Genomic DNA, 21,487 nt, shown 5'->3' with positions numbered 1-21,487 from the left:
TAATCGCGCCAACCGCTAAAGCGCGGGCCATGCCACCCCTGTTACTTGTTATGATCGGCGGCGCGATCGGCGCGGGCTTCCGCTATCATCTGAGCTATATCGCGACGCGCCTGTTCGGCCCCGGTTTTCCGTGGGGCACGTGGTGCGCGAACATCATCGGCGGCTTCCTGATGGGAATGCTGGTCGGCATCCTTGTGAAGACAGGCGATGGCGCCGAAAATGTTCGCCTGTTCTTCGGGGTCGGCGTCCTCGGCGGCTTCACCACTTTTTCGTCCTTCACACTCGAAACGATCAACATGTTCGGGCGTGGGGATTATGCGCTGGGCGCCGCCTATATCGGTTCGTCGGTCGCGGGCTCGCTGCTCGCGCTGATGGCCGGACTTGCATTTGTTAGGATCGCCTGATGGCCGAACAGAAACCCACCGCCGAGGAAGCCCGCCAGTTCACGATCGCGCAGGATGACGACGGCATCCGCCTCGATCGCTGGTTCAAGCGGCACATGCCCGACACCAGCTTCAACATCGTCTCGCGCTGGGCGCGCACCGGGCAGCTGCGCATCGACGGCAAACGCGTCGCGCCGGGCGACCGGATCGAGGCGGGCCAGGTGCTGCGCGTGCCGCCGCCCGAAGCCACCCTGGTCCCGACGGCCGCCGCCAAGCCCAAGCGCGTCCGCGCGCCGCTGAGCGCGGAGGATACCGAACTCGCGCAGAGCCTGGTCATCCATCGCGATCGGCAGGCGATCGTGATCAACAAGCCCCCCGGCCTCGCGACGCAGGGCGGCACCAAGACCGAGCGCCATGTCGACGGCCTGCTCGACGCGCTCCAGTTTGAGGCGGAGGGACGGCCCAAGCTCGTCCATCGGCTCGACAAGGATACGTCGGGCGTCCTCCTGATCGCGCGATCGGCCAATGCCGCGGGCCATTTCGCCAAGGCGTTCAGCAGCCGCACCGCGCGCAAGGTCTATTGGGCGCTGATCGCCGGCGTGCCTTCGATCGACGACGGCATGATCGAACTGCCGATCGCCAAGCAACCGGGCACCGGCGGCGAGAAGATGCATGTCGACGAGAAGGAGGGTTCGCCTGCGCGCACCCGCTATCGCGTGATTGATCGCATCGGCAACCGCGCCTGCTGGGTCGAGCTGCAGCCCTATACCGGCCGCACCCACCAGCTGCGCGTCCACATGGCGGCGATCGGCCATCCGATCGTCGGCGACGGCAAATATGGCGGGGCCGAAGCCTTCCTGTCGGGCGGTGTCAGCCGCAAGATGCACCTCCACGCCCGCCGGCTGAAGGTCGATCATCCCGATGGCGGCCAGATCGACGTCGTGGCGAGCCTGCCCCAGCATTTCACCGAAAGCTTCGCCTTGCTGGGCTTCGAGGAATCGCAGGGCGACCTGCCGATCGACGACGTCAAATTCTCCGAAACCGCCGAGGGCAAGCGCCGCGCCGCCACCGCCAAGGCGAAGGATGCCCGCCGCGCGCGCAAGGGCGAACGCCGGGGCCGCGGGCGCGCCTGATGCACCCCACCGCCATCTGGAGCGATGTGGCCGCGATGCAGGCATTCGCCCGCGATCGCAGCTTCGCGCACCTGATCGTCGCGGGTCCGGACGGCCCGATCGCAGCGCACGCTCCCCTGTCGGTGGCCGATGACGGCGCGATCCGCTTTCACCTCGCCCGCACCAACCCGATCGCGAAACATCTCGACGGCGGGCGGCTGCTCGCGATCGTCGGCGGCGCCGATTTCTACGTCAGCCCCGATTGGTATGCGGCGAAGGACAGCGTTCCGACGTGGAACTATGTCGCGGTCGAGATCGAGGGGATTGCCCGCCGCCTCACCGACGCCGAACTCGTCGCCCAGCTCGACGGGCTGAGCGCAGAACATGAAGCGCGGCTCGTCCCCAAGGCGCCGTGGACGAAGGACAAGATGCCCGAAGGCCGTTTCGACGCGATGACCAAGGCGATCTTCGGTTTTGCGGTCGATGCCCCCGAATGGCGCGGCATCCGCAAGCTCAGCCAGAACAAGAATGCCGCCGATCGCGCGGGCGTGATCGCCGCGCTCGAAACCACCCACCCCGATCATGCGGCTTTGGTCGCGGAGGCGCGCGCATGAACCGGCTCGCTCTGTTCGATTGCGACGGCACGCTGGCCGACAGCCAGGCGATCATCTGCCGCGCAATGGCCGACGCCTTCGCCGCCGAGGGATTGGAGCCGCCCGCCGACAGCGCCACGCGCCGCATCGTGGGGCTCAGCCTGCCGCAGGCGATCGGGCGGCTGATCCCCGAAGCCGACGACGCGCTCCACCACCATCTCGCCGAACGCTATAAGCAGGCGTTCCAGCGGCTGCGCGCGATGGGGCAGGTCGATGAGCCGCTATTTCCCGGCATTGCCGAGACGCTGCACGAACTGTTCGACGCGGGCTGGATGCTGGGCGTCGCGACCGGCAAGTCGGATCGCGGCCTCGCGCACATCCTCGCCGCGCACAAGCTGACCCACCTCTTCTCGACGCTCCAGACCGCCGATCGCCACCCGTCCAAACCGCATCCGTCGATGGCGATGCTGGCGATGGCCGAAACCGGCGCTGGGCCGGAAACGACCGCGATGATCGGCGATACCAGCTTCGACATCGGCATGGGCATCGCCGCCGGCTGCACCACCGTCGGCGTCGCCTGGGGCTATCATGAGGCGCAGGAACTGTTCGATGAGGGCGCGCACTTCGTCGCCGATCAGCCGGGCCAGCTTCCCGCCATTCTCGAAACCGCGATCAGCGAGCCATTGTGAAGCGTTTCTACAAGACCGTCACCATCGAGCCCACCGACGAAGGCCACGCCATCCTGCTCGACGGGCGCGGCGTGAAGACGCCCCAGCGGGCGACGCTGGCACTCCCCACCCTGCCGCTTGCCGAGGCGGTCGCGGCGGAATGGGAGGCGCAGGTCGAGACGATCGATCCCCGCGCCATGCCGATCACCGGCCTGTCTAACGCCGCGATCGACCAGATCAGCGCCGATCCGCAAACCTTCGCCAACATGGTCGCCGTCTATGGCGAGAGCGAGCTGCTCTGCTACCGCGCCGACAGCCCCGATACGCTGGTCGCGCATCAGGCCGCGGCGTGGGATCCGCTGCTCGGCTGGGCGCGCGAGCGTTACGATGTCGGCTTCACCCTCGTCACCGGGATCATGCACCAGCCCCAGCCGGCCGAAACGGTCGCCCGGCTCGCGCAGGTGGTCGCGGCGCTCGACCCCTTCCGGCTCGCAGCACTCCAGCCGATCGTGACGATCGGTGGTTCACTGGTCCTGTCGCTGGCGCTGCTCGAAGGCCGGATCGACCCGGTCGAAGCCTTCGACGCAGCCCATCTTGACGAACTGTGGCAGGTCGAGAAATGGGGCGAGGACGCGCTCGCGACCCAAGCCCGCGACGCCCGCCGCCGCGATTTCGAGGCAGCGGCGCGCTTTCTGACTTTGCTTTAACCACCATTATCGTCACCCCGGACTTGTTCCGGGGTCCACCGGGAGGCTGGCCTCGCCGTCCGACAATATATGCTGCGCTCGCGGCTTGGTGGATCCCGGCACAAGACCGGGATGACAGATGAGGGTTAGCCAAGTGCCGTGCGCGGCAAAAACCAGCGCGCGATGATCAGGCCACACACCGCCAGCCCCAGAAACTGGCCGACGAACAGATAGACCCAATAGCCCCAGCCGAAATGGTTGAAGATCGGCTGGCCGAGGACGGTGTAGAGCGTCGTCCCCAGCGCAAACAGGATGGCGATCCGCGCACGGCTGGCGAAATCGATCACGCGATTGCCCACCGCCCCCATCGCCAGCGCGATCAACACGCCGGTAATCAAAGCGAGGATCAATCCCTGCAGCAGCGCGCCGGTATCGACCACCGGGAAGCCCGACATATTATAGTGGATCGTTGCGATCGGCCCCTTGCCGTACAGCACCGATCCGTTCGCGCTGCCAGGTGACGGGATCGTGTAGGTGCCCGTCCCGCCGGGCGTCAGCGTCTGCGCGAGCGCGAGTTGAAGGGCGGCGGCCTGCGGCTCCTCGATCCGGTTGAACGCCAGCAGGCTGAGCGGCGTCCCCCAGAACAGGAAGCCGATCATGTAGAGCGCGAAGCCCCCCACCAGCCCCCCGAACAGCGTTTTGGCCATGTTGCGATCCTTGTCGTTATCGTGGCGCAACAGACTAGAAATGCGATCGTTCCACGCAAACCTTGTGCGGCGGAACGGGCGATGATCTCGGTGGTCTAGAGCTTCTCGCCCGGCAGGGCGCTCGCCTGCCGGATCCAGTCGGCCAGTTGCGCCTCGTCGATCGCATCATCCTCGCGGATATCGAGGTAGCGGACCTCGGCCTGTTTCGACTTGCCGGGTGGCACCGGATCGAGCGAGGTTCCGCGAAAGAAAGTGAGCTTCACGTAGCGTTCGAAGCAGTGAAACGACAGGAACCAGGTCGCCCCGTCCAGCCCATAGAAAGGCGTGTTCCATTTGACGGCCTTGCGCACGTCGGGAACGACCTGCGCCACGATCGCGTCAACGGTGCGCCCGATCCGCTGCTTCCAGCCGGGCATGGCGGCGATATAGGCCTGGACGGGCGCGTCGCCTTCACCCTTCGGGATTTGCGGATTGCCGCCGGACAGAAGTTTCGGCTCGGCCATCGTGATCAGGCCGGCGGGTTGTTCAGCTTGCGGATGAAGCCGATCAGCCCGGTCTGGCGGCTGCGCTTAAGTCGCTCGGCCTCGAGGATATGCTGCACCTCGGCGAAGCAGCGATCGATATCGTCGTTGATCAGGACGTAATCATAGCCGTCCCAATGGCTGATCTCGGCGCTGGCGCGCTGCATGCGGCCGACGATCACTTCCTCACTGTCGGTCGCGCGCTTGCGCAGCCGTTCCTCCAGCTCGGGCATTGACGGCGGCAGGATGAACACGCGCACCACGTCGCCGCCGCACGTCTGGTGCAGCTGCTGCGCGCCCTGCCAGTCGATGTCGAACAGCACGTCGCTGCCCGCATCGAGAATGTCGTAGATCGGCTTCTTCGGGCTGCCGTAGCGGTGGTTGAAGACGTGCGCCCATTCGAGGAACTCGCCATCGGACACGCTGGCGCGGAACTGTTCGAGATCGACGAAATGATAGTCGACGCCGTCGACTTCGCCGGGACGCATCGGCCGGGTGGTCGCGGAGACCGACATCTGCAGCTGATTGTCCGATGCGAGCAGCCGCCGCGCGATCGTCGACTTGCCGGCGCCCGAGGGCGAGGAGAGGACGAACAACACGCCGCGGCGCTTCAGGGTCTTGTGGGCCATGCCGGCTCTTGCGTCAGGAGGGTGGCCGGCGTCAATGTCGGAAGCGATGGAGAAACATGTCGTCCTGCTTCGCGGCATCAATGTCGGCGGCAACCGCAAGGTGCCGATGGCCGATCTGCGCGATGCCTGCCGCACCGCCGGGTTCGACGATGTCGAAACCTATATCCAGAGCGGCAATATCGTCTTCACGGCCGGGAATGCGGCCGATGCCGAGGCCGCGATCGAATCGATCATCGAGCGGCTGTGCGGTTTCAAGGTGGAGGCGATCGCCCGCTCCGCAAAGCAATGGGCGGCCTATGCCAAGGCCCCGCCCTTCGCCGACCCTGACGATCGCGGCAACATCATCCATCTGGGGCTGAGCAAGCGTCCGCCCGCCGACGGCATCGCCGACACGCTCGAAGCGCGCGGCAAGCATGGCGAGAAGGTGGTCGTGCGCGGCGACGCGATCTGGATCGACTTCGCCGAGGGCGTCCGAGACACCAAGATCACCCCCGCCGCCGTCGACAAGGCGGCGGGATCGACCGTGACGATGCGCAACTGGCGCACCGTCCTCAAGATTGCGGAAATGCTGGCCGGATAGGCTTATTCGGCCGGCGCGATACCCGCCTTGTTCGCCTTGCGGCGATCATAAGCGCGCTTGGCGACGAAGGCGCCGCCCGCGAGCAGGCCGATCGGCCCCAGACGGCGGAGCAGGCCCACCGATGCCGCGCCGATCACCGCGCCCTTCAGGCCGCCCTCGCCATCGCGACGATCGATTTCGCGCCCGACCAGCGCACCGATGACCTTACCGATCATGTCCCAATCTCCCTTTGAAGGTTCGCCGCATCAACACCGCCCGCCCCGGCTTGTTCCGGCATCGTGCCGGCCCTAAATTGCCGCCCATGAAATATCTCCACACGATGATCCGGGTGTCGGACCCGGCCGAGACGATCCGCTTTCTGGAGCTGGTCGGCCTGCGCGAAACCAAGCGTTGGGACAATGAGGCGGGGCGCTTCACCCTGATCTTCCTGTCCGCGCCGGGCGACGAGGATGCGCAAGTCGAACTCACCCATAATTGGGACGAGGCGGGCTATGACGGCGGCCGCAATTTCGGCCACCTCGCCTATCGGGTCGAGAATATCTACGAGACGTGCCAGCGGATCATGGACGCGGGCTACACGATCAACCGCCCCCCGCGCGACGGCCACATGGCGTTCGTGCGCACCCCCGACAATATCTCGATCGAGCTGTTGCAGGACGGGCATCTCGAACCCGCCGAGCCCTGGGCCTCGATGCCGAATACGGGCGTCTGGTAAAACCTAGACCCCCGCCCCCCGTCGCCACGGCAGGCCGGGGAGGCGCGAGGCCATCGGCCACAGGATGTTGATCGCCAGCCCCGCCATCACGAGCGCGGCGGCGATCAGCTTCCATGCGGGCAAGGGCTCGCTCAGCAGCAGCGCCGACGCGCCCATGCCGAACAGGGGCACCAGCATCGCCATCGGCGTGATCGTCGCCGCCGGATGCCGTGCGAGCAGCCAGCCCCAGGCGGCATAGCCGAACATCGTATTGCCCACCGACTGCCAGATGACCGCGCCCCACGCGCCCGGACCGGCCGAGGCGATCGCGGCGACGTCGCGATGCCACCCCTCCAGCACCAGCGACGCGATCAGCAAGGGCGGGACCGAGAACAGGCTGGCCCACACGACGAAAGCGAGCATGTCGGTCGCCCCGCTGAGCTTCGCGACCTGATTGCCGCCCGCCCAGCTGAGCGCCGCGACCAGCACGAGGCCGAGGCCCAGCGGCGTCGCGCTGCCCCCGCCGTGGAACATGATCGTCGCGATCCCCGCGCTGCCCAGCAGCAGAGCGACGAACTGGAAGAAGCGGATCCGCTCCCCGCTCATCCGCATCGCCAGCCCGATCGTGAAGAACACCTGCGTCTGGACGACGAGGCTCGCGAGGCCCGGCGAGATATGCCCGTCCATCGCGATATAGAGCATGCCGAACTGGCCGAAGCCGATCAGCACGCCGTAGGCCGCCAGATAGCGCCATCCGACCGCCGGCCGTTTCAGGAACAAGCACGCCGGGAACAAGGCGAAGGTGAAGCGCAACGTCGCGAACAGCAATGGCGGCAGATCGTCCAGCGCCCAGCGGATGACGACGAAATTGGTCCCCCACACCGCGACCACCGCGATGGCGAGCAGGATGTGCAGGATGTGAAGGCGGTGGTGCACGCTTCTACCTCGTCATTGCGAGGAGCCGCAGGCGACGCGGCAATCCACTCCGCAGTTCGGAATGGATTGCTTCCCCCGGATCAGGTCCGGGGTCGCAATGACGACTCAGGTGAGACGGTGTTGCGTCAGACCCGCATCGGCATCAGCACATATAGCGCCGGCGCCTTGTCATTCTCGCGGATCAACGTCGGCGCCGCCGCATCGGCCAGGTGGACCTCGACCAGATCGCCGTCGATCTGACCCAGAATGTCCATCAGGTAGCGTGCGTTGAAGCCGATTTCGAAGCCCGGCGACGTATATTCGCCCGGCACTTCTTCGGCCGCCGTGCCGTTCTCCGGGCTCGTCACCGACAGGGTGATCTTGTCGCGATCGAGCGCCATCTTCACCGCGCGGGTCTTTTCCGACGCGATCGTGGCGACGCGATCTACGCCCTGCATGAAGCTGGTCGGGTCGATCTTGAGCAGCTTGTCGTTCGCGGTCGGGATGACGCGGTTATAATCGGGGAAGGTGCCGTCGATCAGCTTCGACGTCAGCACCGCAGTGCCCAGACCGAAGCGGATCTTGGTCGACGACAGCGAAACCTGAACCGAACCATCGACCTCGTCGAGCAGCTTGCGCAGTTCGCCCACGCACTTACGCGGGACGATCACGTCGGGCATGCCCTCCGCGCCCTCGGGCTTGGCGACGGTGACGCGCGCGAGGCGGTGGCCGTCGGTCGCGGCGGCCTTCAGCACGTCGTCGGCGACGTGGAAGAAGATGCCGTTCAGATAATAACGCGTCTCTTCGGTCGAGATCGCGAAGCGGGTCTTATCGATGATCTGCTTGAGCGTTTCGGCCGGCAGTTCGAAGCTGGTCGGCAGGTCGCCTTCCGCGATCATCGGGAAATCGTCGCGCGGCAGCGTCTGCAGGTTGAAGCGCGCACGGCCCGCGACGATCAGCATCTTGCCGTCGGCGGCCGACAGGCTGACCTGGCTGCCTTCGGGCAGCTTGCGGACGATGTCGAACAATGTGTGTGCCGACACGGTGATCGCGCCCGGCTGATCCACCGTCACCGGCACCGACTCAACGACCTGCAGGTCGAGATCGGTCGCCATCAGCTTGAGCGTGCCATCGGCCGACGCTTCGAGCAGGACGTTGGAGAGGATCGGAATGGTGTTGCGGCGCTCGACCACCGATTGGACGTGGCCCAGGCTCTTCAGAAGAGTCGCCCGCTCGATCGTTGCCTTCATTGCCGCCCCGAATATGCTGAATGGACCGACGTTATAGCGCGGCTTTCGTCCCCTTCCAGCCCCCACGCATCGCAAATATGGGGATAAGGGCCGGGGAGGTTGCTCCCCGGCCCTCTCTCATCAGAAGCGGAAGCCGAAACCGCCCACAACCTGGTGGCGGCTGAAGCCGTCCTGATAGTTGGTGTAGCGATATTCCGACTTCACATAGGCGTTCTGGCTGAGCGCATATTCCACGCCCGCGCCGACGCGCACGCCGTCGAGGTTGGTCTTGTCCAGCGTGATCTGGCCGGTGCCGTCGTCGCCGGTCAGCTTCGCGCGGCTGTTGGCATAGCCGGCCTTCGCATAGAGCAGCGCCTTGCCGCCAACGACGGTGCCGACGCGGCCGCCGATGTACAGATCACGGCCGGCCTTGGCGCACAGGCGCGGATCGGCGACCGTGGTCGCGCCGACGCACTGCTTCACGCTCGAATCGCCGACTTCGCCTTCGATGCCGACGACACCCATGCCCGTCTGGAAGTCGTAGCCGGCGGCGACGCCATAGTTGACGCCATCGTCATGCCCGTTGTTCTGGACGCGGTCCCAACCCACGAGGCCTTCGACGCGCGCGCCGGTGAAGGGGGCGCTGTCCTGCGCGAAGGCGGGGGCTGCGATGGTGCCGGCGAGCAGGGCGGCGACAATGATGCTACGCATTTGTATAAACTCCGTTCATTCCGTCCCCGAACTTCAAACTGGGGAACGGCGCTCAAATGGACCCGATCGCGCCGTGTTGCATGAACGCCAGATAAACAGATGGAATCGTTGCATTTTTACCACGATGACAAAATCGCGACTTGACAGTTTTGGCCCCCGTTTTCTGGGGACTATTGCACTTTTGTTACTGTTGGCGGCCGCACCGCCGGGGCGCCAGCCGATAGGAATTTTTGGCGATTGGGGCGCATTTCGCGATCCCAAGCCCCGCCATTGCTATGCGATCGCCATCCCGGAGACGCGCCGGTCGGGCGAATGGCGCCCCTTTGCCAGCGTCGCGCACTGGCCCGAACGCAACATTCGCAACCAGGTCCACTTCCGCCTGCGCGAGGAGCGCGCGCCGCGCAGCCCGATCGCCCTCTTCGTCGGTGAGACGCGCTTTCCCTTGGTCGCCGGCCGCGTCGACGCCTGGGCGCCCGACGCGCGCGCCGACGCCGCGATCGTCGCCGCGATGCGCAGCGGCACGTCGATGCGCGTCGCCTGGGTATCGAAGAAGGGCAAGGATCGCTCCGACGGCTATCTCCTGAAAGGAGTCGCCAGCGCGATCGACGCCGCCGCGATCGGCTGCGCCCGGCGTTGACGCCAAGCTGCATAGCAGTGCAGCATCCTCCTTCCTCACCTCACCTTCCCGGAGCATCGATGCCCAGCCTTCGCCCGACCATCCTTTCGCTGCTGATGCTGGGAACCGCCTCCACCGCCGCCATCCCCGAACCGACCGCCCAGCGGATCGATGCGTGGTGGGGCCACATCGCGACGATCGCGTCGGACAAGAATGAAGGGCGGCTCACCGGCTCCGCGGGCTATGATCGCGCCGCCGATTATGTCGTGAGCCAGTTCACCCGGCTACGCCTGATCCCGGCGGGTAGCGACGGCTGGTTCCAGCCGGTCGAGCTGACCGAGCAGCGTTTCGATCAGGCGGCGAGCAAGGCGGTGTTGATCGGCCCCGCCGGCCCGACCCCGCTCGCCACCCCGACCGACCTCTATTTCCGCGGCAGCGCGCCGATGCCGCCGAAGGTCGACGCGCCGCTCGTCTTCGCGGGCTATGGCCTGTCGATCCCCGAGGCGGGGCATGACGATTTTGCGGGCCTCGACCTTAAGGGCAAGATCGTCGTCGTCCTGTCGGGCGGCCCGGCGGAGATTTCGGGCGCGCTGAAATCCGATGCGCGCTCGCGCCGCGCTGCGATCCTCGCCGAACGCGGCGCGATCGGCCTGATCGCGCTCACCACGCCGAAACAGACCGAGATCAAGTGGGATCGGCAGGTCGCGCTCTCCGGCCAGCCCTTCATGTATCCGTCCGACACGGATCTGCGCGAGATTCCCGCGCCCTTCCTCAACGCCTTCGTCGGCCCCGATGCCGCGCCAAAATTGTTCGTCGGTGCGTCGCAGGACTTCGCCGCGCTCTCCGCGCTCGCCGATGCGTCGAAGCCGCTGCCGACCTTCGCTCTGCCCCAGCGGCTCGCGGCCACGATCGTCAGCACGTCACGCCCCGTCCACGCCAAGAACATCGTCGCGCGCCTGCCCGGATCGGATCCGGTCCTGTCGGCGCAGAATGTGGTGCTCTCCGCGCATCTCGATGGCCTCGGCGTCGGCGCACCGATCAAGGGCGACACCATCTATAATGGCGCGTTCGACAATGCGGTGGGCGTTTCCACCCTGATCGAAACCGCCAAGGCACTGACCGCCTTCAAGAAGCGCCCGCGCCGCTCGATCCTGTTCGTGATCGTCACGGGCGAAGAAAAAGGCCTGCTCGGATCGCGGCACTTCGCCGCGCGGCCCACCGTGCCCGCCGCATCGCTGGTCGCCGACATCAACCTCGATATGCCGCTGCCGATCTTCGCGTTCAGCAGCGTGACGCCGATCGGCTATGAGGAAAGCTCGCTGGGCGAAAATGCGAAGGCCGTCGCCGCCTCGCTCGGCCTGCCCGTCCTCCCCGATCCCAAGCCCGACCGCAACGTCTTCATCCGATCGGATCAGTACAGCTTCATCCGCAAGGGCGTGCCCTCGCTGTTCCTGAAATATGGCTTCAAGCTGGGCACGCCCGAGGAGAAGATCGAGGCCGACTGGCGCGCTAACATCTACCATTCGCCGCAGGATGACCTGGATCAGCCGGCGATGAAGGCCGAAGGCGTCAAGTTCACCGATTACGTCATCGCCCTCGCCCGCAACGTCGCCGACGATCCGGCCAAGCCCAGCTGGAACGCCGACAGCTACTTCAAGCGCTTCGCGAAATAACCCCCATCCTTACGTCACCCCGGGCTTGACCCGGGGTCCCGCTTCTTCTTCGAACGTCGGCTAAAAGCGGGACCCCGGGTCAAGCCCGGGGTGACGAAAAAGGAATTGATCACGCCGCCAGCGGCAGCGGCTCCTCGTCCATCTCGACGCCGGGTGCGACGATCGCGGTCATCTCGCCCGAGCGTTCGAGCTTGCCCCAGCGCAGCGCCGCCCCCGCCAGCGCCGAGAAGACCGCGCGCACCACGACCGCGTAGAGCAATTGGCGATAGCCGAAGCGCATCGCCAGCAGGCGCAGCGCCGGGAAGCGCGTCTCGCGCGCGTCGAGGCGATAGGCGATCCAGCCGCAGGCGAGATCGATCGCCGCAAAGGCCAGCCAGAAGCCCGCCATCGTCGCAAGATCCGCCTGCATCGCGCCGAAGCCGTGATTGGCGACGCGCAGCCCGGTATCGATCAGGCTCGCGATCAGGGCGATGTCGATGAAGGGCGAAACCAGCCCGAAGCCGATCTGGAACAGCCACGCCTGCGGCATGCCGTAGCGGGCGAGACCATGCGGCGTGCCATCGACCATCGCCGCGCGATGCTTCCACAAACATTGCAGCGTCCCGAACGCCCAGCGGCGGCGCTGCTTGAAGAGGGCGCCGAAGCTGTCGGGCGCCTCGGTCCACGCAATCGCATCGACATCGCACGCCACGCGCCAGCCGGCGCGCTGGATCGCGATCGTCAGATCCTGATCCTCGGCCAGCGTATCGTCGGGATAGCCGCCCACCTCGTCCAGCGCGGTGCGCCGCCACGCGCCGACCGCGCCGGGCACGACCGTGATCGCATTGAGCGCGGACAAAGCCCGCCGCTCCAGATTCTGCGCGGTCACATATTCGACCGACTGCCAGCGGGTCACGAGGTTGGTCGCATTGCCGATCTTGGCATTGCCCGCGACCGCACCGATCGCCGGATCGGCGAACCAGCGGGTGAGCTTGGCGATCGTATCCGGCTCGAACTGGGTATCGGCATCGAGTGCCACGACCACATCGCCCTTCGCGATGCGCAGCGCCTGATTGAGCGCGCGCGCCTTCCCGCCATTTTCCAGCGTCAGCAGCGTCACGCGCGGATCGAACCCGAAGGCGCGCGAGACGATCGCCGAGGTCGCATCCTTCGATCCATCGTCGATCACGATCACTTCGATGCGCGGGCCGTTGCTCGCCAGAATGCGGCGCACCGACGCCTCGATCACGCGCTCCTCATTATATGCCGGGATCAGCACCGAGACGAAGCTGGGCACCAGATGCGGCGCGGGATTTGGCGCCACCTCGCGCTTCGCTGCACGCACCGCCAACGCGGTCAGCGTCACCGATCGGGCGATGCCGAGCAGGATCGCGACGAGAAAGAGGCCGCCCAGCGCCTTCCAGCCATTGGACATGCCGACGAACAGCGCGCTCGCCCCGCCCGCCGCCGCCTTATGCCCGTCGACCAATGGCGGCATCGCCGCGTCGCGCGAGATGCCCGCCAGCGTCGAGACGGTGACGAGATCATAGCCACGCGCGCGCAGACCTTTGATGATCCGGGGCAGCGCCGCGATCGTCGCGCGGCGATCACCACCCGAATCGTGGAGCAGGACGATCTGGGTCGATTTGCCCGCATGGCCCGATTCGACCTGCGTGATCGTGCGGCGGACGATCGCGTCGGCGTCGGTCCCCGCCCAGTCGAGCGGATCGACGTTCAGGCCGACCGACAGATAGCCCATCTCCGCCGCGACCTTCGCCGCGTGCAGTTCGTCGGGCCGATCGGGATCGGCGTCCCCCAGATAGGGCGCGCGGAACAGGCGCATCGATCGGCCGGTATGGCTTTCGACGATCCGCTGGGTCGTATTGATCTCCAGCCGGATCGCGCTTTCGGGCAGGCGATCGAGATCGGGATGCGTCGTCGAATGGTTGCCCAGTTCGGAACCTTCGTCGACGATCCGGCGCAGCAGATCGGGTTCGCCCATCGCGTTCGATCCGGTCACGAAGAAGGTCGCGGTCGCGCGGTGGCGCTTCAATATATCGAGGATCGCCGGGGTCCAGCGCGGGTCGGGGCCGTCGTCGAAGGTGAGCGCGACCTGACGACGCTTATGCCCCGCGCGTTCGACCACATTGGTCGTCGGCAGGCTGTGATAATGCGCGTCGCGGATCAGCCCGTCGGCCGCCGGTTCGGCGACGCGGGTGCCCGGCGTCGCGAAGCTCGCGAGGCGCAGCACCTCCCCCTGCCCGTCGAGCGCGACCTTTTGATGTTCGATCGGCAGATGGCTGAGGTTGGGCACCTGCCCCTCAGGCGTATCGAGCGCCGCCCAGAAACCCGGATCCTCGCTGCCCAGCCGCCACAAAGCGACACCGGCCACGCCCGCACGGCGCGCGACCTCCAGCTCGTTCCAGCTGGCGACCGCGTCGAGCAACCACACCTGATGGCGCACGCCGTTCTCGACATAAGCGAAATGGGTGTTGCCGGTGGCCGCATCGAATTGCGGCAGCGCCTTCGCCTCGGCCGCCTTCTTCCACGCCGCCTCGACGGTCAGCGGCCTGGCCGGCCCCTTGCCGTCCCAGTCATAGGCATAATTGCCAAGGCCCACGATCAGCTTGGCCGGCCCCGCCGCCTTGATCGCCTCGGCGGTGACGCGCGCGAACCAGGGCTGCGACGCGATCGGCCCCGCCTCGCCCTCGGGCCAATGTTCGTCATAGGCCATCAGCACCAGATGATCGGCGAGCGGCGCATAAGCCGCGAGATCCCACGCCGCGTCGTCGGCGGGCACCGCGATATCGACACGCCAGCCGCGCGTCGCGAACCGCGCCTTCATCTCGGCCAGCAGCGTGCGATAGCCGTCATGCGCCGACGCAGGCAGATCCTCCAGATCAAGCATGACCCCGCCCGCCTTCTCGGCGATCAGTGCGGCCTCGACCTGCCCGATGAACCGCGCACGAGCAGCGGCATCGGCCACCAGCCCGGCGGTGCCGCGCCCGTCCCACTGGCCGTCATCACCGATATTCTGCACCATCAGCATCAGCCGCGGCGCCTTCGCCCGTCCGTCGAGCAAGGCGTGCAGCTTCGCGTCCGGCTCATAGGTCCAGCGATTGTCGCGTCCGTGCACCCGCGCCAGCCCCGCCGCGACCCAATCGAGCGATTCGGCATGCGCCGCCAGCGTCCGCCGCCCCGCTTCGTCCCACGGCACATAGAAACCGATTCGCTCGCCGCGCGTCTCTGCGGCAACATTCGCGGGCGCCCACGCCCCCCGCTCGATATCCGCCGGCATCTCCGACGCCACCGCCTTCGCCCGCGTCGCATCCACGGGCCGAAGTGCCGGCGCGACATGGCGTTCGGCGGCCAGCACCGCGATGGCAAGGAAGGCGACGGCGGCTGCCAGCGCAAGGCCCAGCGCCCAAAGCGTTAACCGCACCCGGCGCGCGCGACGGCCACTCGGATCGTGAAAAATCTGGAGATTCAAGGTCGCCGCCACCGCTGTTGATCGGCCCGCGAAGTAAAGAGAAATGGATAACGAAGCTTTTACGCGGCGGTTCGACGATGGGCGAAGGCGCGCCTGTGGAAAAATGCGCCGCTTTCCACTATGTGGCGGCGATGAATCACCCGATGCCTGCGAATATGTCGATCCCCGGTCCGATCGATCCTGTCCCCGTGCCCCGTGCGCTTCCCATGCGCCAGGACGGCCGGATCGACCTGATCGGCCTGTCGCGCGACGATCTGCGCATGGCGCTGGAAACCGCGCAGCTCGAGCCCAAGCAGGCCAAGCTGCGCGCCAAGCAGCTGTGGCACTGGATCTACAATCGCGGCGTCACCGATTTCGCGTTGATGACCGACATCGCCAAGGACATGCGCCTGTGGCTCGCCAATCGGTTCGCGGTGTCGCGCCCCGAAATCGTCGTCGCGCAGGTTTCCGAAGACGGCACCCGCAAGTGGCTGCTCAAGACCGATGACGGCCATGACTACGAAATGGTGTTCATCCCCGACGCCGATCGCGGCACCCTCTGCGTCTCGTCGCAGGTAGGATGCACGCTCAACTGCCGTTTCTGCCACACCGGCACGATGAAGCTGGTGCGCAACCTCACCCCCGGCGAGATCGTCGGGCAGGTGATGCTCGCGCGCGATTCGCTGGGCGAATGGCCGTCGCAGCCCGAAGGCCGCATGCTCACCAACATCGTGCTGATGGGCATGGGCGAGCCGCTCTACAATTTCGACAATGTCCGCGATGCGCTGAAGATCACGATGGACGGCGACGGCCTCGCTTTGTCCAAGCGCCGCATCACCCTCTCCACGTCGGGCGTCGTCCCCACGATGGCGCGCGCGGGCGAAGAGATCGGCGTGAACCTCGCCGTCTCGCTCCATGCCGTGACCAAGGACGTCCGCGACGAACTCGTGCCCTTGAACCGCAAATACGGAATCGAGGAGCTGCTGCAGGCATGCGCGGACTATCCGGGCGCGAACAATGCGCGCCGCATCACCTTCGAATATGTGATGATCCGCAACAAGAATGACAGCGACGACGATGCGCGCGAACTCGTCCGCCTGATCCGCAAGTATAAGCTGCCGGCCAAGGTGAACCTGATCCCGTTCAACCCGTGGCCCGGCACCGATTACGAATGTTCGGACGCGGACCGGATCGCCCGCTTCTCCGACATCATCTTCAAGGCCGGCATCTCCGCCCCCGTCCGCACCCCGCGAGGCCGCGACATCATGGCGGCGTGCGGCCAGCTCAAGTCGGCGGCGGAAAAGAAGAGCCGCGCCGAACTCGACCGCCTCGCGGCCGAGAAGCAGGCGGCGCTGGGTTAAACCCCAGCCCGACTGCCTCTCCCCACTCCGTTCGTATCGAGCGCAGTCGAGATACGTTCACACGCGCCCAGCCAACGTGTCTCGACTTCGCTCGACACGAGCGGAGGAAGTTAAAAGGTGAAAACCTCCGGGCACGGCGACGTCGTCGAATCCATCTGCCGGAGCATCCCTGCCATCTGGCTCGCATAAGCATCGGCATCCGCCTTGGACGATGCCGCGCGCTTCATCGCCACCGCGCCGCACGCGGCCCAGCTCTGGACGTTCGCCGGGTCGCTCTGCGTCTTCGCCATATAATCGTTGGCGATCTTCTCCCACTTTTCGCTGTCGGCATTGGCCACCGCCTCGCCCGTCGGCGTCGCGCGGTTCATCAGGACAAGGCGGGTCGGCGCGCCGCCGGTGCCGGGCTTGAACGCCTCGATCGTGCGGTCGTCGACCGCGCGCATGCCATAGGTCGAACCCGTCTTCTCGCTATAGGTATGGTAGCTGCCGTCGCTCTGCGGCGTGTAGGTCGAATCGCGATTGGGCTCATGCACCAGCAGGTTCGCGCCCGCCATTTCGACGCTGATCGTATAGCTTCCGCCTTCGAGCATATAGGTGCCCGGCGTCGGCGGCGCGGCGTTTATCACGCCCGATATCGCCAGCAGAACAATCGCGATCATTCGCTTATGCATCGTCATCCCCCATTCAGACCGTATCTGGAATGGCATGGCCGTCGCCCCGCGCATAGGATGGCTACGCCACCGATTGCGTAACCTATCTGGCGGCGGGTCTTGCCAGCGTGGCGTTTCCGGCGTTTATCTAGCCAGATCAGGGAGTAAGCCTCACCGATGTCCTTGTTCGAAAAATTCGCCGGCCACCTGTTCAAGCGCGGCCGCATCACGATCCACACCGCCGACGGCAAGACCTATACGATGGGCGACGGCGATCCTTCGCTGAAGCCCGTCACGATCCGTTTCCTCGACAAAGGCGTGCCCGCTTTTATCGGCCGCAACCCGCATCTCCACGCCGCCGAAGCCTATATGGACGGCCGGTTGGAGATCGAGCAGGGCGACATTCGCGATCTGGTCGATCTGGTCCGCGCCAATGGCAAATGGGAGGAAGGGCGCATCACGCTGCGCGGCACCTTCATGCACCACGCTAAGAACATCATCGCGGGCAGCAAGCGCATCAACAATCTGGTGCGATCGAAGAACAATGTCGCGCATCACTATGATCTGAACGATCGGCTCTACGATCTCTTCCTTGATCGCGACCGGCAATATAGCTGCGCCTATTTCACCGATCCCGCGAACGACATCGATACGGCGCAGGCCGACAAGAAGGCGCATATCGCCGCCAAACTCTATCTGAAGCCGGGGCAGAAGGTGCTCGACATCGGCTGCGGCTGGGGCGGGATGGCGCTCTATCTGAACCGCGTCGCCGACGTCGACGTGCTGGGCATCACCCTGTCCGAAGAACAGCTCAAGGTCGCCCGCCGCCGCGCCGAGGAGGCCGGCGTCGCCGATCGCGTGAAGTTCGAACTGATCGACTATCGCAACCTGACGGGCACGTTCGACCGGATCGTATCGGTCGGCATGTTCGAACATGTCGGCGTGCCGCATTATGAGGAATTCTTCCTCAAGTGCCGCGATCTGCTCGCCACCGACGGCGTGATGCTGCTCCACACGATCGGGCGTCTGGGCGTGCCGGGCAAAACCGACGCCTTCACGCTCAAATATATCTTCCCCGGCGGCTATAATCCCGCGCTGTCGGAAATCGTGGCGGCGAGCCAGGTCGCCAAGCTGATGGCGTCGGATGTCGAAATGCTGCGCATGCATTACGGCCACACGCTCGATCACTGGTATGATCGCACCGTGGCCGCGAAGGACGCGATCATCGCGCTCTATGACGAGCGTTTCTACCGGATGTGGACCTTCTATCTGTCCGGCGCGCGCGCGGCCTTCTTCCACGGCAATCTGTGCAACTATCAGATCCAATATATCCGCGACCGCGCCACCCTGCCGATCACGCGGGATTATATGGCGGAGACGGAGAAGTGGCTTCCCAGATAACGTCATCCCGGCGGAGGCCGGGATCTCAGGAGGCTCACGCGACAAACTCGCGCCTAGATGCTCGCTGAGATCCCGGCCTCCGCCGGGATGACGGTAGAATTAAGCCCCGAACCCGCCGTCGATCGTCTGCATCGACCCGGTGATCATCGCCGCCGAGGGGCTGGCCAGGAACGCCGCATAATCGGCGATTTCCGACGCATGGACGTGGCGCGGGATCGCCATGAAGCTGTGCATATAATCGGACATCGGGCCATCGGCCGGGTTCATGTCGGTATCGACCGGGCCGGGTTGGATCGAATTGACGGTGATGCCGCGCGCGCCGAAATCGCGCGCCAGGCCGCGCACCATGCCCTGCATTGCCGACTTGGTCAGCGCATAGGCCGCCCCGCCCGCAAAGGGGATGCGATCGCCATTGGTCGATCCGATCACGAGGATGCGGCCATTGTCGGGCATCGTCCGTGCGGCTTCGACCGCGGCGAAGTACGGCGCCTTCACATTGACGTCGATCATCTCGTCGACCGCCTTGGGATCGAGCGTCAGCGGATCGCCCAGCGCCAGCTTGCCGGCATTGACGATCAGCACATCGATCGGCCCCTGATCGGCGACCGCCTTGGTCAGCGCGGCGATATCGGCGCTGTCGATGCGGGTCGCGGTGCTGCCGGTTTCGGTGGCCAGCGCCTGCGCTGCGTCGGCCGATCCGGCGTAGGTGAAGACGACCTGCGCACCATCGGCGGCGAAGCGGCGGACGATCGCGGCGCCGATGCCGCGGCTGCCGCCAAGGACGAGGACTTTCTGGGAAGCTTTGGTGGTCATTTCGAAGTTCCTTTCAATTTCTATAGTGATCGCTATATAAGTCACATGTGACGGTTGCAAGAGATTTATAGCGATGACTACAAAAAAAGCCGGAACGCGCGGACGCCCCCGCTCCTTCGATGCGGAAGCGGCGGTGGAAACCGCACAGACGCTGTTTCAGCAACGCGGCTATGACGGGGTCGGCGTGGCCGATATCGGAAAGGCGCTGGGGATCACCCCGCCCAGTTTCTACAATGCGTTCGGCAGCAAGGTGGCGCTCTTCGCGCAGGTACTCGACAGCTATACGGCGGGCTATGGCCGCTTCGTGCCCGAGGCGCTGGAAGGGCCGGGCGACAGTGCCGACGCGGTCGATCGGCTGCTGACCGAGGCCGCGCGCCGTTATGCGACGAAGGACGGGATTGCCGGCTGTCTGGTGATCGATGGCGTGCGCAACAGCAGCGATGCCGAGGCGCTGGCGATGATCGCGCGCCACAAGGCCGCGTCGCGCGACATGCTGCGCGCCCGATTCGCGCGCGAACATCCCGACAAGGCCGACGGCCTCGCCGCGATCGTGATCACCGCGCTCAACGGCCTGTCCGCCTCCGCCCGCGACGGCGCGAGCGAGGCCGAACTGATGCTCTCCGCCAAAGCCTTCGCCCGCGCCTTCCGGGAGGAGACGCGGGCGAGCGATGGCCCGAGGGTTCGGGTGCTTTGATCTCTCACGTCACCCCCGCGCAGGCGGGGGCCTATCCAAAGCCTTCTCTCGCGAAGAGACCGAATGGGTTCCCGCCTTCGCGGGAATGACGAAAGCGATCAGCGTTCGCCGCGGCCCTTCCAGCCGCCACGCATCGCCTGACGCGCGGCCTGCTTTTCAGCGTCGCTCAGCTTGCCGTCCTTGTTCGTATCGGCCTGGTCGAACCGGGCCAGCGGGGCGGCCTGCGCTTCGGCGAGGCTGACCTTATTGTCCTTGTTCGCATCGGCCTTCGCGAACCAGCGTTCGCCGAACATGCCGCCACCATGACCGCCGCGACCGAAGCGACCGCCATGCATCTTGCCGTCCGGGCCATGCCCGCCGGGGCCGCGCATCCCGTCACGACCGTCACGGCCTTCAGGCTTCGCCGGCGGCGTGGTGAACTCGGCCTTCGAGATGCTGCCATCCTTATTGGCGTCGAGCTTCGCGAACATGTCCGCGCGATGCTCGGCACGGCGCGCTTCGAACTTCGCCTTCATCTCGGTGCGCATCTTTTCGCGGCCGGCGGCCATTTCGTCGCGCGTGACGAAGCCGTCCTTGTTCGCGTCGATCATCTTGAAGTGCTCCGCGACCATCGTCTGCACTTCCGTGCGGGTTTCGGGCATCTTCATCATGCGGTGGCCGCCCGGCGGGGGCGGCGCATCCTGCGCGACCGCAACCGCACCGACCGAAATCGTCGCGGCCAGCGCGCCGCCGATCATCAGCTTGGTGAACGTCTTCATCTGCAAATCCTCTCAATCATGCCGATCGGAACGATTGGGAGGGGTGCCCCGATCCGATCTCATGTTCCGGTCTAAGGCGTGATTCTTGCAGCAGATGTCGGCGCTGAAATGTTCGACTACAGCCCCAACGCCCCCAGCATTGGCGCCAGTTCGGCGCGCGCGGCCTCGATCTCGGCGCCGCTGAGCGTGCCGTCGCGATTCCGATCGGCGCGGTCGAAACGCTGGCGGGCGGCGGCCTGCGCCTCGCCTAGCTGGAGCTTGCCGTCGCCATTGCTGTCGATCTGCCCGAACATCATCTGCAACATGCCGGCCGCCGCCCCTTCCTGCGACACACGCAGTTGCGGGCGGCCATCGGCGCCGATCGAATATTCGAACGGGGTCGCGCGTGCGGCGGCCGGCGACATGCCCAGCGCGCGCGCCGCCTCCGCCTGATCGATCGCGCCGTCCTTGTTCGTGTCGCTGGCCGTAAAGCGTTGCGAAATCGCCTGTTCCAGCGCGGCGCGGGTGCGCGGCACCGCATCGGCCTGCGCCCAAAGCGGCGTCGCCGCCAGCGTCAGCATTGTCACGAAGATCGCCTTACGCATCACATATTCCCCATCAACCGGCGGTTGCCCTGCCCCGTCCGGCCTGTATGCCGCTTGAACG

Annotated in this window: 24 protein-coding genes; 12 read left to right on the top strand and 12 right to left on the bottom strand. The window is 65.9% G+C overall.

Annotated elements, in window-relative coordinates; translation table 11 throughout:
* The first annotated feature begins 29 nt into the window (after positions 1–29).
* Genes crcB through EOD43_RS01875 form a run of 5 tightly spaced genes read left to right on the top strand, consistent with a single transcriptional unit; the run spans position 30 to position 3,463 of the window.
* Complete coding sequence (gene crcB, locus EOD43_RS01895; protein WP_127740560.1) at positions 30–404, top strand: fluoride efflux transporter CrcB; 375 nt, start codon at positions 30–32, stop codon at positions 402–404.
* On the top strand, positions 404–1,516 hold the full coding sequence (locus tag EOD43_RS01890) for an RluA family pseudouridine synthase (RefSeq protein WP_127740558.1): 1,113 nt from the start codon (positions 404–406) through the stop codon (positions 1,514–1,516). The genes crcB and EOD43_RS01890 overlap by 1 nt, the downstream gene beginning before the upstream one ends.
* On the top strand, positions 1,516–2,109 hold the full coding sequence (locus tag EOD43_RS01885; protein WP_127740556.1) for an FMN-binding negative transcriptional regulator: 594 nt from the start codon (positions 1,516–1,518) through the stop codon (positions 2,107–2,109). Before EOD43_RS01890 ends, EOD43_RS01885 begins: the two co-directional genes overlap by 1 nt.
* Complete coding sequence (locus EOD43_RS01880; protein WP_127740554.1) at positions 2,106–2,777, top strand: HAD-IA family hydrolase; 672 nt, start codon at positions 2,106–2,108, stop codon at positions 2,775–2,777. Before EOD43_RS01885 ends, EOD43_RS01880 begins: the two co-directional genes overlap by 4 nt.
* A complete protein-coding gene (locus tag EOD43_RS01875) occupies positions 2,774–3,463 on the top strand; it encodes an ATP12 family chaperone protein (RefSeq protein ID WP_127740552.1) in 690 nt (229 codons plus the stop codon). Before EOD43_RS01880 ends, EOD43_RS01875 begins: the two co-directional genes overlap by 4 nt.
* 125 nt (positions 3,464–3,588) lie before the next feature.
* Here the strand turns inward: EOD43_RS01875 and EOD43_RS01870 are convergent, their stop codons facing one another.
* The 3 genes from EOD43_RS01870 to gmk all read right to left on the bottom strand — a co-directional run bounded on the left by EOD43_RS01870 (position 3,589) and on the right by gmk (position 5,299).
* Positions 3,589–4,149 carry a hypothetical protein gene (locus tag EOD43_RS01870; RefSeq protein ID WP_127740550.1) on the bottom strand — a complete coding sequence of 187 codons (561 nt, stop codon included), beginning with the start codon at positions 4,147–4,149 and terminating at the stop codon, positions 3,589–3,591.
* Positions 4,150–4,244: 95 nt separating this feature from the next.
* Positions 4,245–4,652 (bottom strand): DUF1801 domain-containing protein, encoded by a 408-nt coding sequence (locus tag EOD43_RS01865; protein WP_127740548.1) that lies wholly within the window; start codon positions 4,650–4,652, stop codon positions 4,245–4,247.
* A 5-nt stretch (positions 4,653–4,657) separates the two neighbouring features.
* The gene (gene gmk, locus EOD43_RS01860; RefSeq protein WP_127740546.1) at positions 4,658–5,299 is read right to left on the bottom strand and encodes a guanylate kinase; all 642 of its coding nucleotides are present in this window, start codon (positions 5,297–5,299) and stop codon (positions 4,658–4,660) included.
* 34 nt (positions 5,300–5,333) lie between these two features.
* Between gmk and EOD43_RS01855 the strand changes: the two genes are divergently transcribed.
* Positions 5,334–5,879 (top strand): DUF1697 domain-containing protein, encoded by a 546-nt coding sequence (locus EOD43_RS01855; protein WP_164857056.1) that lies wholly within the window; start codon positions 5,334–5,336, stop codon positions 5,877–5,879.
* Between the two features lie 2 nt (positions 5,880–5,881).
* Here the strand turns inward: EOD43_RS01855 and EOD43_RS01850 are convergent, their stop codons facing one another.
* Positions 5,882–6,094, bottom strand: a complete 213-nt coding sequence (locus EOD43_RS01850) for a hypothetical protein (RefSeq protein ID WP_127740542.1) — start codon at positions 6,092–6,094, stop codon at positions 5,882–5,884.
* Positions 6,095–6,180: 86 nt separating this feature from the next.
* Here EOD43_RS01850 and EOD43_RS01845 point away from each other — a divergent pair, with 86 nt between their 5' ends.
* On the top strand, positions 6,181–6,594 hold the full coding sequence (locus EOD43_RS01845; protein ID WP_127740540.1) for a VOC family protein: 414 nt from the start codon (positions 6,181–6,183) through the stop codon (positions 6,592–6,594).
* Positions 6,595–6,597: 3 nt separating this feature from the next.
* On the opposite strand, the gene EOD43_RS01840 is transcribed toward EOD43_RS01845, so the two are convergent.
* The 3 genes from EOD43_RS01840 to EOD43_RS01830 form a co-directional block, all read right to left on the bottom strand.
* A complete protein-coding gene (locus tag EOD43_RS01840) occupies positions 6,598–7,509 on the bottom strand; it encodes an EamA family transporter (protein WP_127740538.1) in 912 nt (303 codons plus the stop codon).
* A gap of 125 nt (positions 7,510–7,634) precedes the next feature.
* Positions 7,635–8,738 (bottom strand): DNA polymerase III subunit beta, encoded by a 1,104-nt coding sequence (gene dnaN / locus EOD43_RS01835; protein ID WP_127740537.1) that lies wholly within the window; start codon positions 8,736–8,738, stop codon positions 7,635–7,637.
* A 120-nt stretch (positions 8,739–8,858) separates the two neighbouring features.
* A complete protein-coding gene (locus EOD43_RS01830; protein WP_127740535.1) occupies positions 8,859–9,428 on the bottom strand; it encodes an outer membrane protein in 570 nt (189 codons plus the stop codon).
* A gap of 124 nt (positions 9,429–9,552) precedes the next feature.
* Between EOD43_RS01830 and EOD43_RS01825 the strand changes: the two genes are divergently transcribed.
* Positions 9,553–10,065, top strand: coding sequence for a hypothetical protein (locus tag EOD43_RS01825; protein WP_127744577.1), 513 nt, complete (start codon positions 9,553–9,555; stop codon positions 10,063–10,065).
* Positions 10,066–10,124: 59 nt separating this feature from the next.
* Complete coding sequence (locus EOD43_RS01820; protein WP_127740533.1) at positions 10,125–11,717, top strand: M28 family metallopeptidase; 1,593 nt, start codon at positions 10,125–10,127, stop codon at positions 11,715–11,717.
* A gap of 109 nt (positions 11,718–11,826) precedes the next feature.
* Here the strand turns inward: EOD43_RS01820 and EOD43_RS01815 are convergent, their stop codons facing one another.
* On the bottom strand, positions 11,827–15,186 hold the full coding sequence (locus EOD43_RS01815; protein ID WP_127744576.1) for a trifunctional glycoside hydrolase family 18/polysaccharide deacetylase/glycosyltransferase family 2 protein: 3,360 nt from the start codon (positions 15,184–15,186) through the stop codon (positions 11,827–11,829).
* Positions 15,187–15,317: 131 nt separating this feature from the next.
* Between EOD43_RS01815 and rlmN the strand changes: the two genes are divergently transcribed.
* Positions 15,318–16,526 (top strand): dual-specificity RNA methyltransferase RlmN, encoded by a 1,209-nt coding sequence (gene rlmN, locus EOD43_RS01810; protein ID WP_127740531.1) that lies wholly within the window; start codon positions 15,318–15,320, stop codon positions 16,524–16,526.
* A gap of 110 nt (positions 16,527–16,636) precedes the next feature.
* Here the strand turns inward: rlmN and EOD43_RS01805 are convergent, their stop codons facing one another.
* Entirely contained in the window at positions 16,637–17,185 is a 549-nt protein-coding gene (locus EOD43_RS01805; RefSeq protein WP_127740529.1) for a hypothetical protein, read from the bottom strand.
* Between the two features lie 168 nt (positions 17,186–17,353).
* On the opposite strand from EOD43_RS01805, the gene EOD43_RS01800 reads away from it, so the two are divergent.
* A complete protein-coding gene (locus EOD43_RS01800) occupies positions 17,354–18,577 on the top strand; it encodes an SAM-dependent methyltransferase (RefSeq protein ID WP_127740527.1) in 1,224 nt (407 codons plus the stop codon).
* A 99-nt stretch (positions 18,578–18,676) separates the two neighbouring features.
* On the opposite strand, the gene bdcA is transcribed toward EOD43_RS01800, so the two are convergent.
* Positions 18,677–19,390, bottom strand: coding sequence for an SDR family oxidoreductase (gene bdcA, locus EOD43_RS01795; protein ID WP_127740525.1), 714 nt, complete (start codon positions 19,388–19,390; stop codon positions 18,677–18,679).
* Between the two features lie 73 nt (positions 19,391–19,463).
* Between bdcA and EOD43_RS01790 the strand changes: the two genes are divergently transcribed.
* Complete coding sequence (locus tag EOD43_RS01790; protein WP_127740523.1) at positions 19,464–20,084, top strand: TetR/AcrR family transcriptional regulator; 621 nt, start codon at positions 19,464–19,466, stop codon at positions 20,082–20,084.
* A 98-nt stretch (positions 20,085–20,182) separates the two neighbouring features.
* Here EOD43_RS01790 and EOD43_RS01785 read toward each other — a convergent pair whose 3' ends face one another.
* The gene (locus tag EOD43_RS01785; RefSeq protein WP_127740520.1) at positions 20,183–20,842 is read right to left on the bottom strand and encodes an EF-hand domain-containing protein; all 660 of its coding nucleotides are present in this window, start codon (positions 20,840–20,842) and stop codon (positions 20,183–20,185) included.
* Positions 20,843–20,958: 116 nt separating this feature from the next.
* Complete coding sequence (locus tag EOD43_RS01780; RefSeq protein WP_127740518.1) at positions 20,959–21,426, bottom strand: EF-hand domain-containing protein; 468 nt, start codon at positions 21,424–21,426, stop codon at positions 20,959–20,961.
* Between the last annotated feature and the right edge of the window lie 61 nt (positions 21,427–21,487).

Source organism: Sphingomonas crocodyli, from assembly GCF_004005865.1.
Lineage (GTDB): Bacteria > Pseudomonadota > Alphaproteobacteria > Sphingomonadales > Sphingomonadaceae > Rhizorhabdus > Rhizorhabdus crocodyli.
Note: the sequence above shows the minus strand (reverse complement) of the source record. Positions and strands in the feature narration are given on the sequence as shown.

Bases quoted from the DNA above. Each gene is read 5' to 3' on its own strand.
- EOD43_RS01845 (WP_127740540.1), top strand. From the start codon at position 6,181: ATGAAATATCTCCACACGATGATCCGGGTGTCGGACCCGGCCGAGACG.
- rlmN (WP_127740531.1), top strand. From the start codon at position 15,318: ATGAATCACCCGATGCCTGCGAATATGTCGATCCCCGGTCCGATCGAT.
- EOD43_RS01785 (WP_127740520.1), bottom strand. From the start codon at position 20,842: ATGAAGACGTTCACCAAGCTGATGATCGGCGGCGCGCTGGCCGCGACG.
- EOD43_RS01865 (WP_127740548.1), bottom strand. From the start codon at position 4,652: ATGGCCGAGCCGAAACTTCTGTCCGGCGGCAATCCGCAAATCCCGAAG.
- EOD43_RS01890 (WP_127740558.1), top strand. From the start codon at position 404: ATGGCCGAACAGAAACCCACCGCCGAGGAAGCCCGCCAGTTCACGATC.
- gmk (WP_127740546.1), bottom strand. From the start codon at position 5,299: ATGGCCCACAAGACCCTGAAGCGCCGCGGCGTGTTGTTCGTCCTCTCC.
- bdcA (WP_127740525.1), bottom strand. From the start codon at position 19,390: ATGACCACCAAAGCTTCCCAGAAAGTCCTCGTCCTTGGCGGCAGCCGC.
- crcB (WP_127740560.1), top strand. From the start codon at position 30: ATGCCACCCCTGTTACTTGTTATGATCGGCGGCGCGATCGGCGCGGGC.
- EOD43_RS01880 (WP_127740554.1), top strand. From the start codon at position 2,106: ATGAACCGGCTCGCTCTGTTCGATTGCGACGGCACGCTGGCCGACAGC.
- EOD43_RS01830 (WP_127740535.1), bottom strand. From the start codon at position 9,428: ATGCGTAGCATCATTGTCGCCGCCCTGCTCGCCGGCACCATCGCAGCC.
- EOD43_RS01825 (WP_127744577.1), top strand. From the start codon at position 9,553: ATGACAAAATCGCGACTTGACAGTTTTGGCCCCCGTTTTCTGGGGACT.
- EOD43_RS01885 (WP_127740556.1), top strand. From the start codon at position 1,516: ATGCACCCCACCGCCATCTGGAGCGATGTGGCCGCGATGCAGGCATTC.
- EOD43_RS01855 (WP_164857056.1), top strand. From the start codon at position 5,334: ATGTCGGAAGCGATGGAGAAACATGTCGTCCTGCTTCGCGGCATCAAT.
- EOD43_RS01805 (WP_127740529.1), bottom strand. From the start codon at position 17,185: ATGATCGCGATTGTTCTGCTGGCGATATCGGGCGTGATAAACGCCGCG.
- EOD43_RS01820 (WP_127740533.1), top strand. From the start codon at position 10,125: ATGCCCAGCCTTCGCCCGACCATCCTTTCGCTGCTGATGCTGGGAACC.
- EOD43_RS01800 (WP_127740527.1), top strand. From the start codon at position 17,354: ATGTCCTTGTTCGAAAAATTCGCCGGCCACCTGTTCAAGCGCGGCCGC.
- dnaN (WP_127740537.1), bottom strand. From the start codon at position 8,738: ATGAAGGCAACGATCGAGCGGGCGACTCTTCTGAAGAGCCTGGGCCAC.
- EOD43_RS01870 (WP_127740550.1), bottom strand. From the start codon at position 4,149: ATGGCCAAAACGCTGTTCGGGGGGCTGGTGGGGGGCTTCGCGCTCTAC.
- EOD43_RS01850 (WP_127740542.1), bottom strand. From the start codon at position 6,094: ATGATCGGTAAGGTCATCGGTGCGCTGGTCGGGCGCGAAATCGATCGT.
- EOD43_RS01790 (WP_127740523.1), top strand. From the start codon at position 19,464: ATGACTACAAAAAAAGCCGGAACGCGCGGACGCCCCCGCTCCTTCGAT.
- EOD43_RS01780 (WP_127740518.1), bottom strand. From the start codon at position 21,426: ATGCGTAAGGCGATCTTCGTGACAATGCTGACGCTGGCGGCGACGCCG.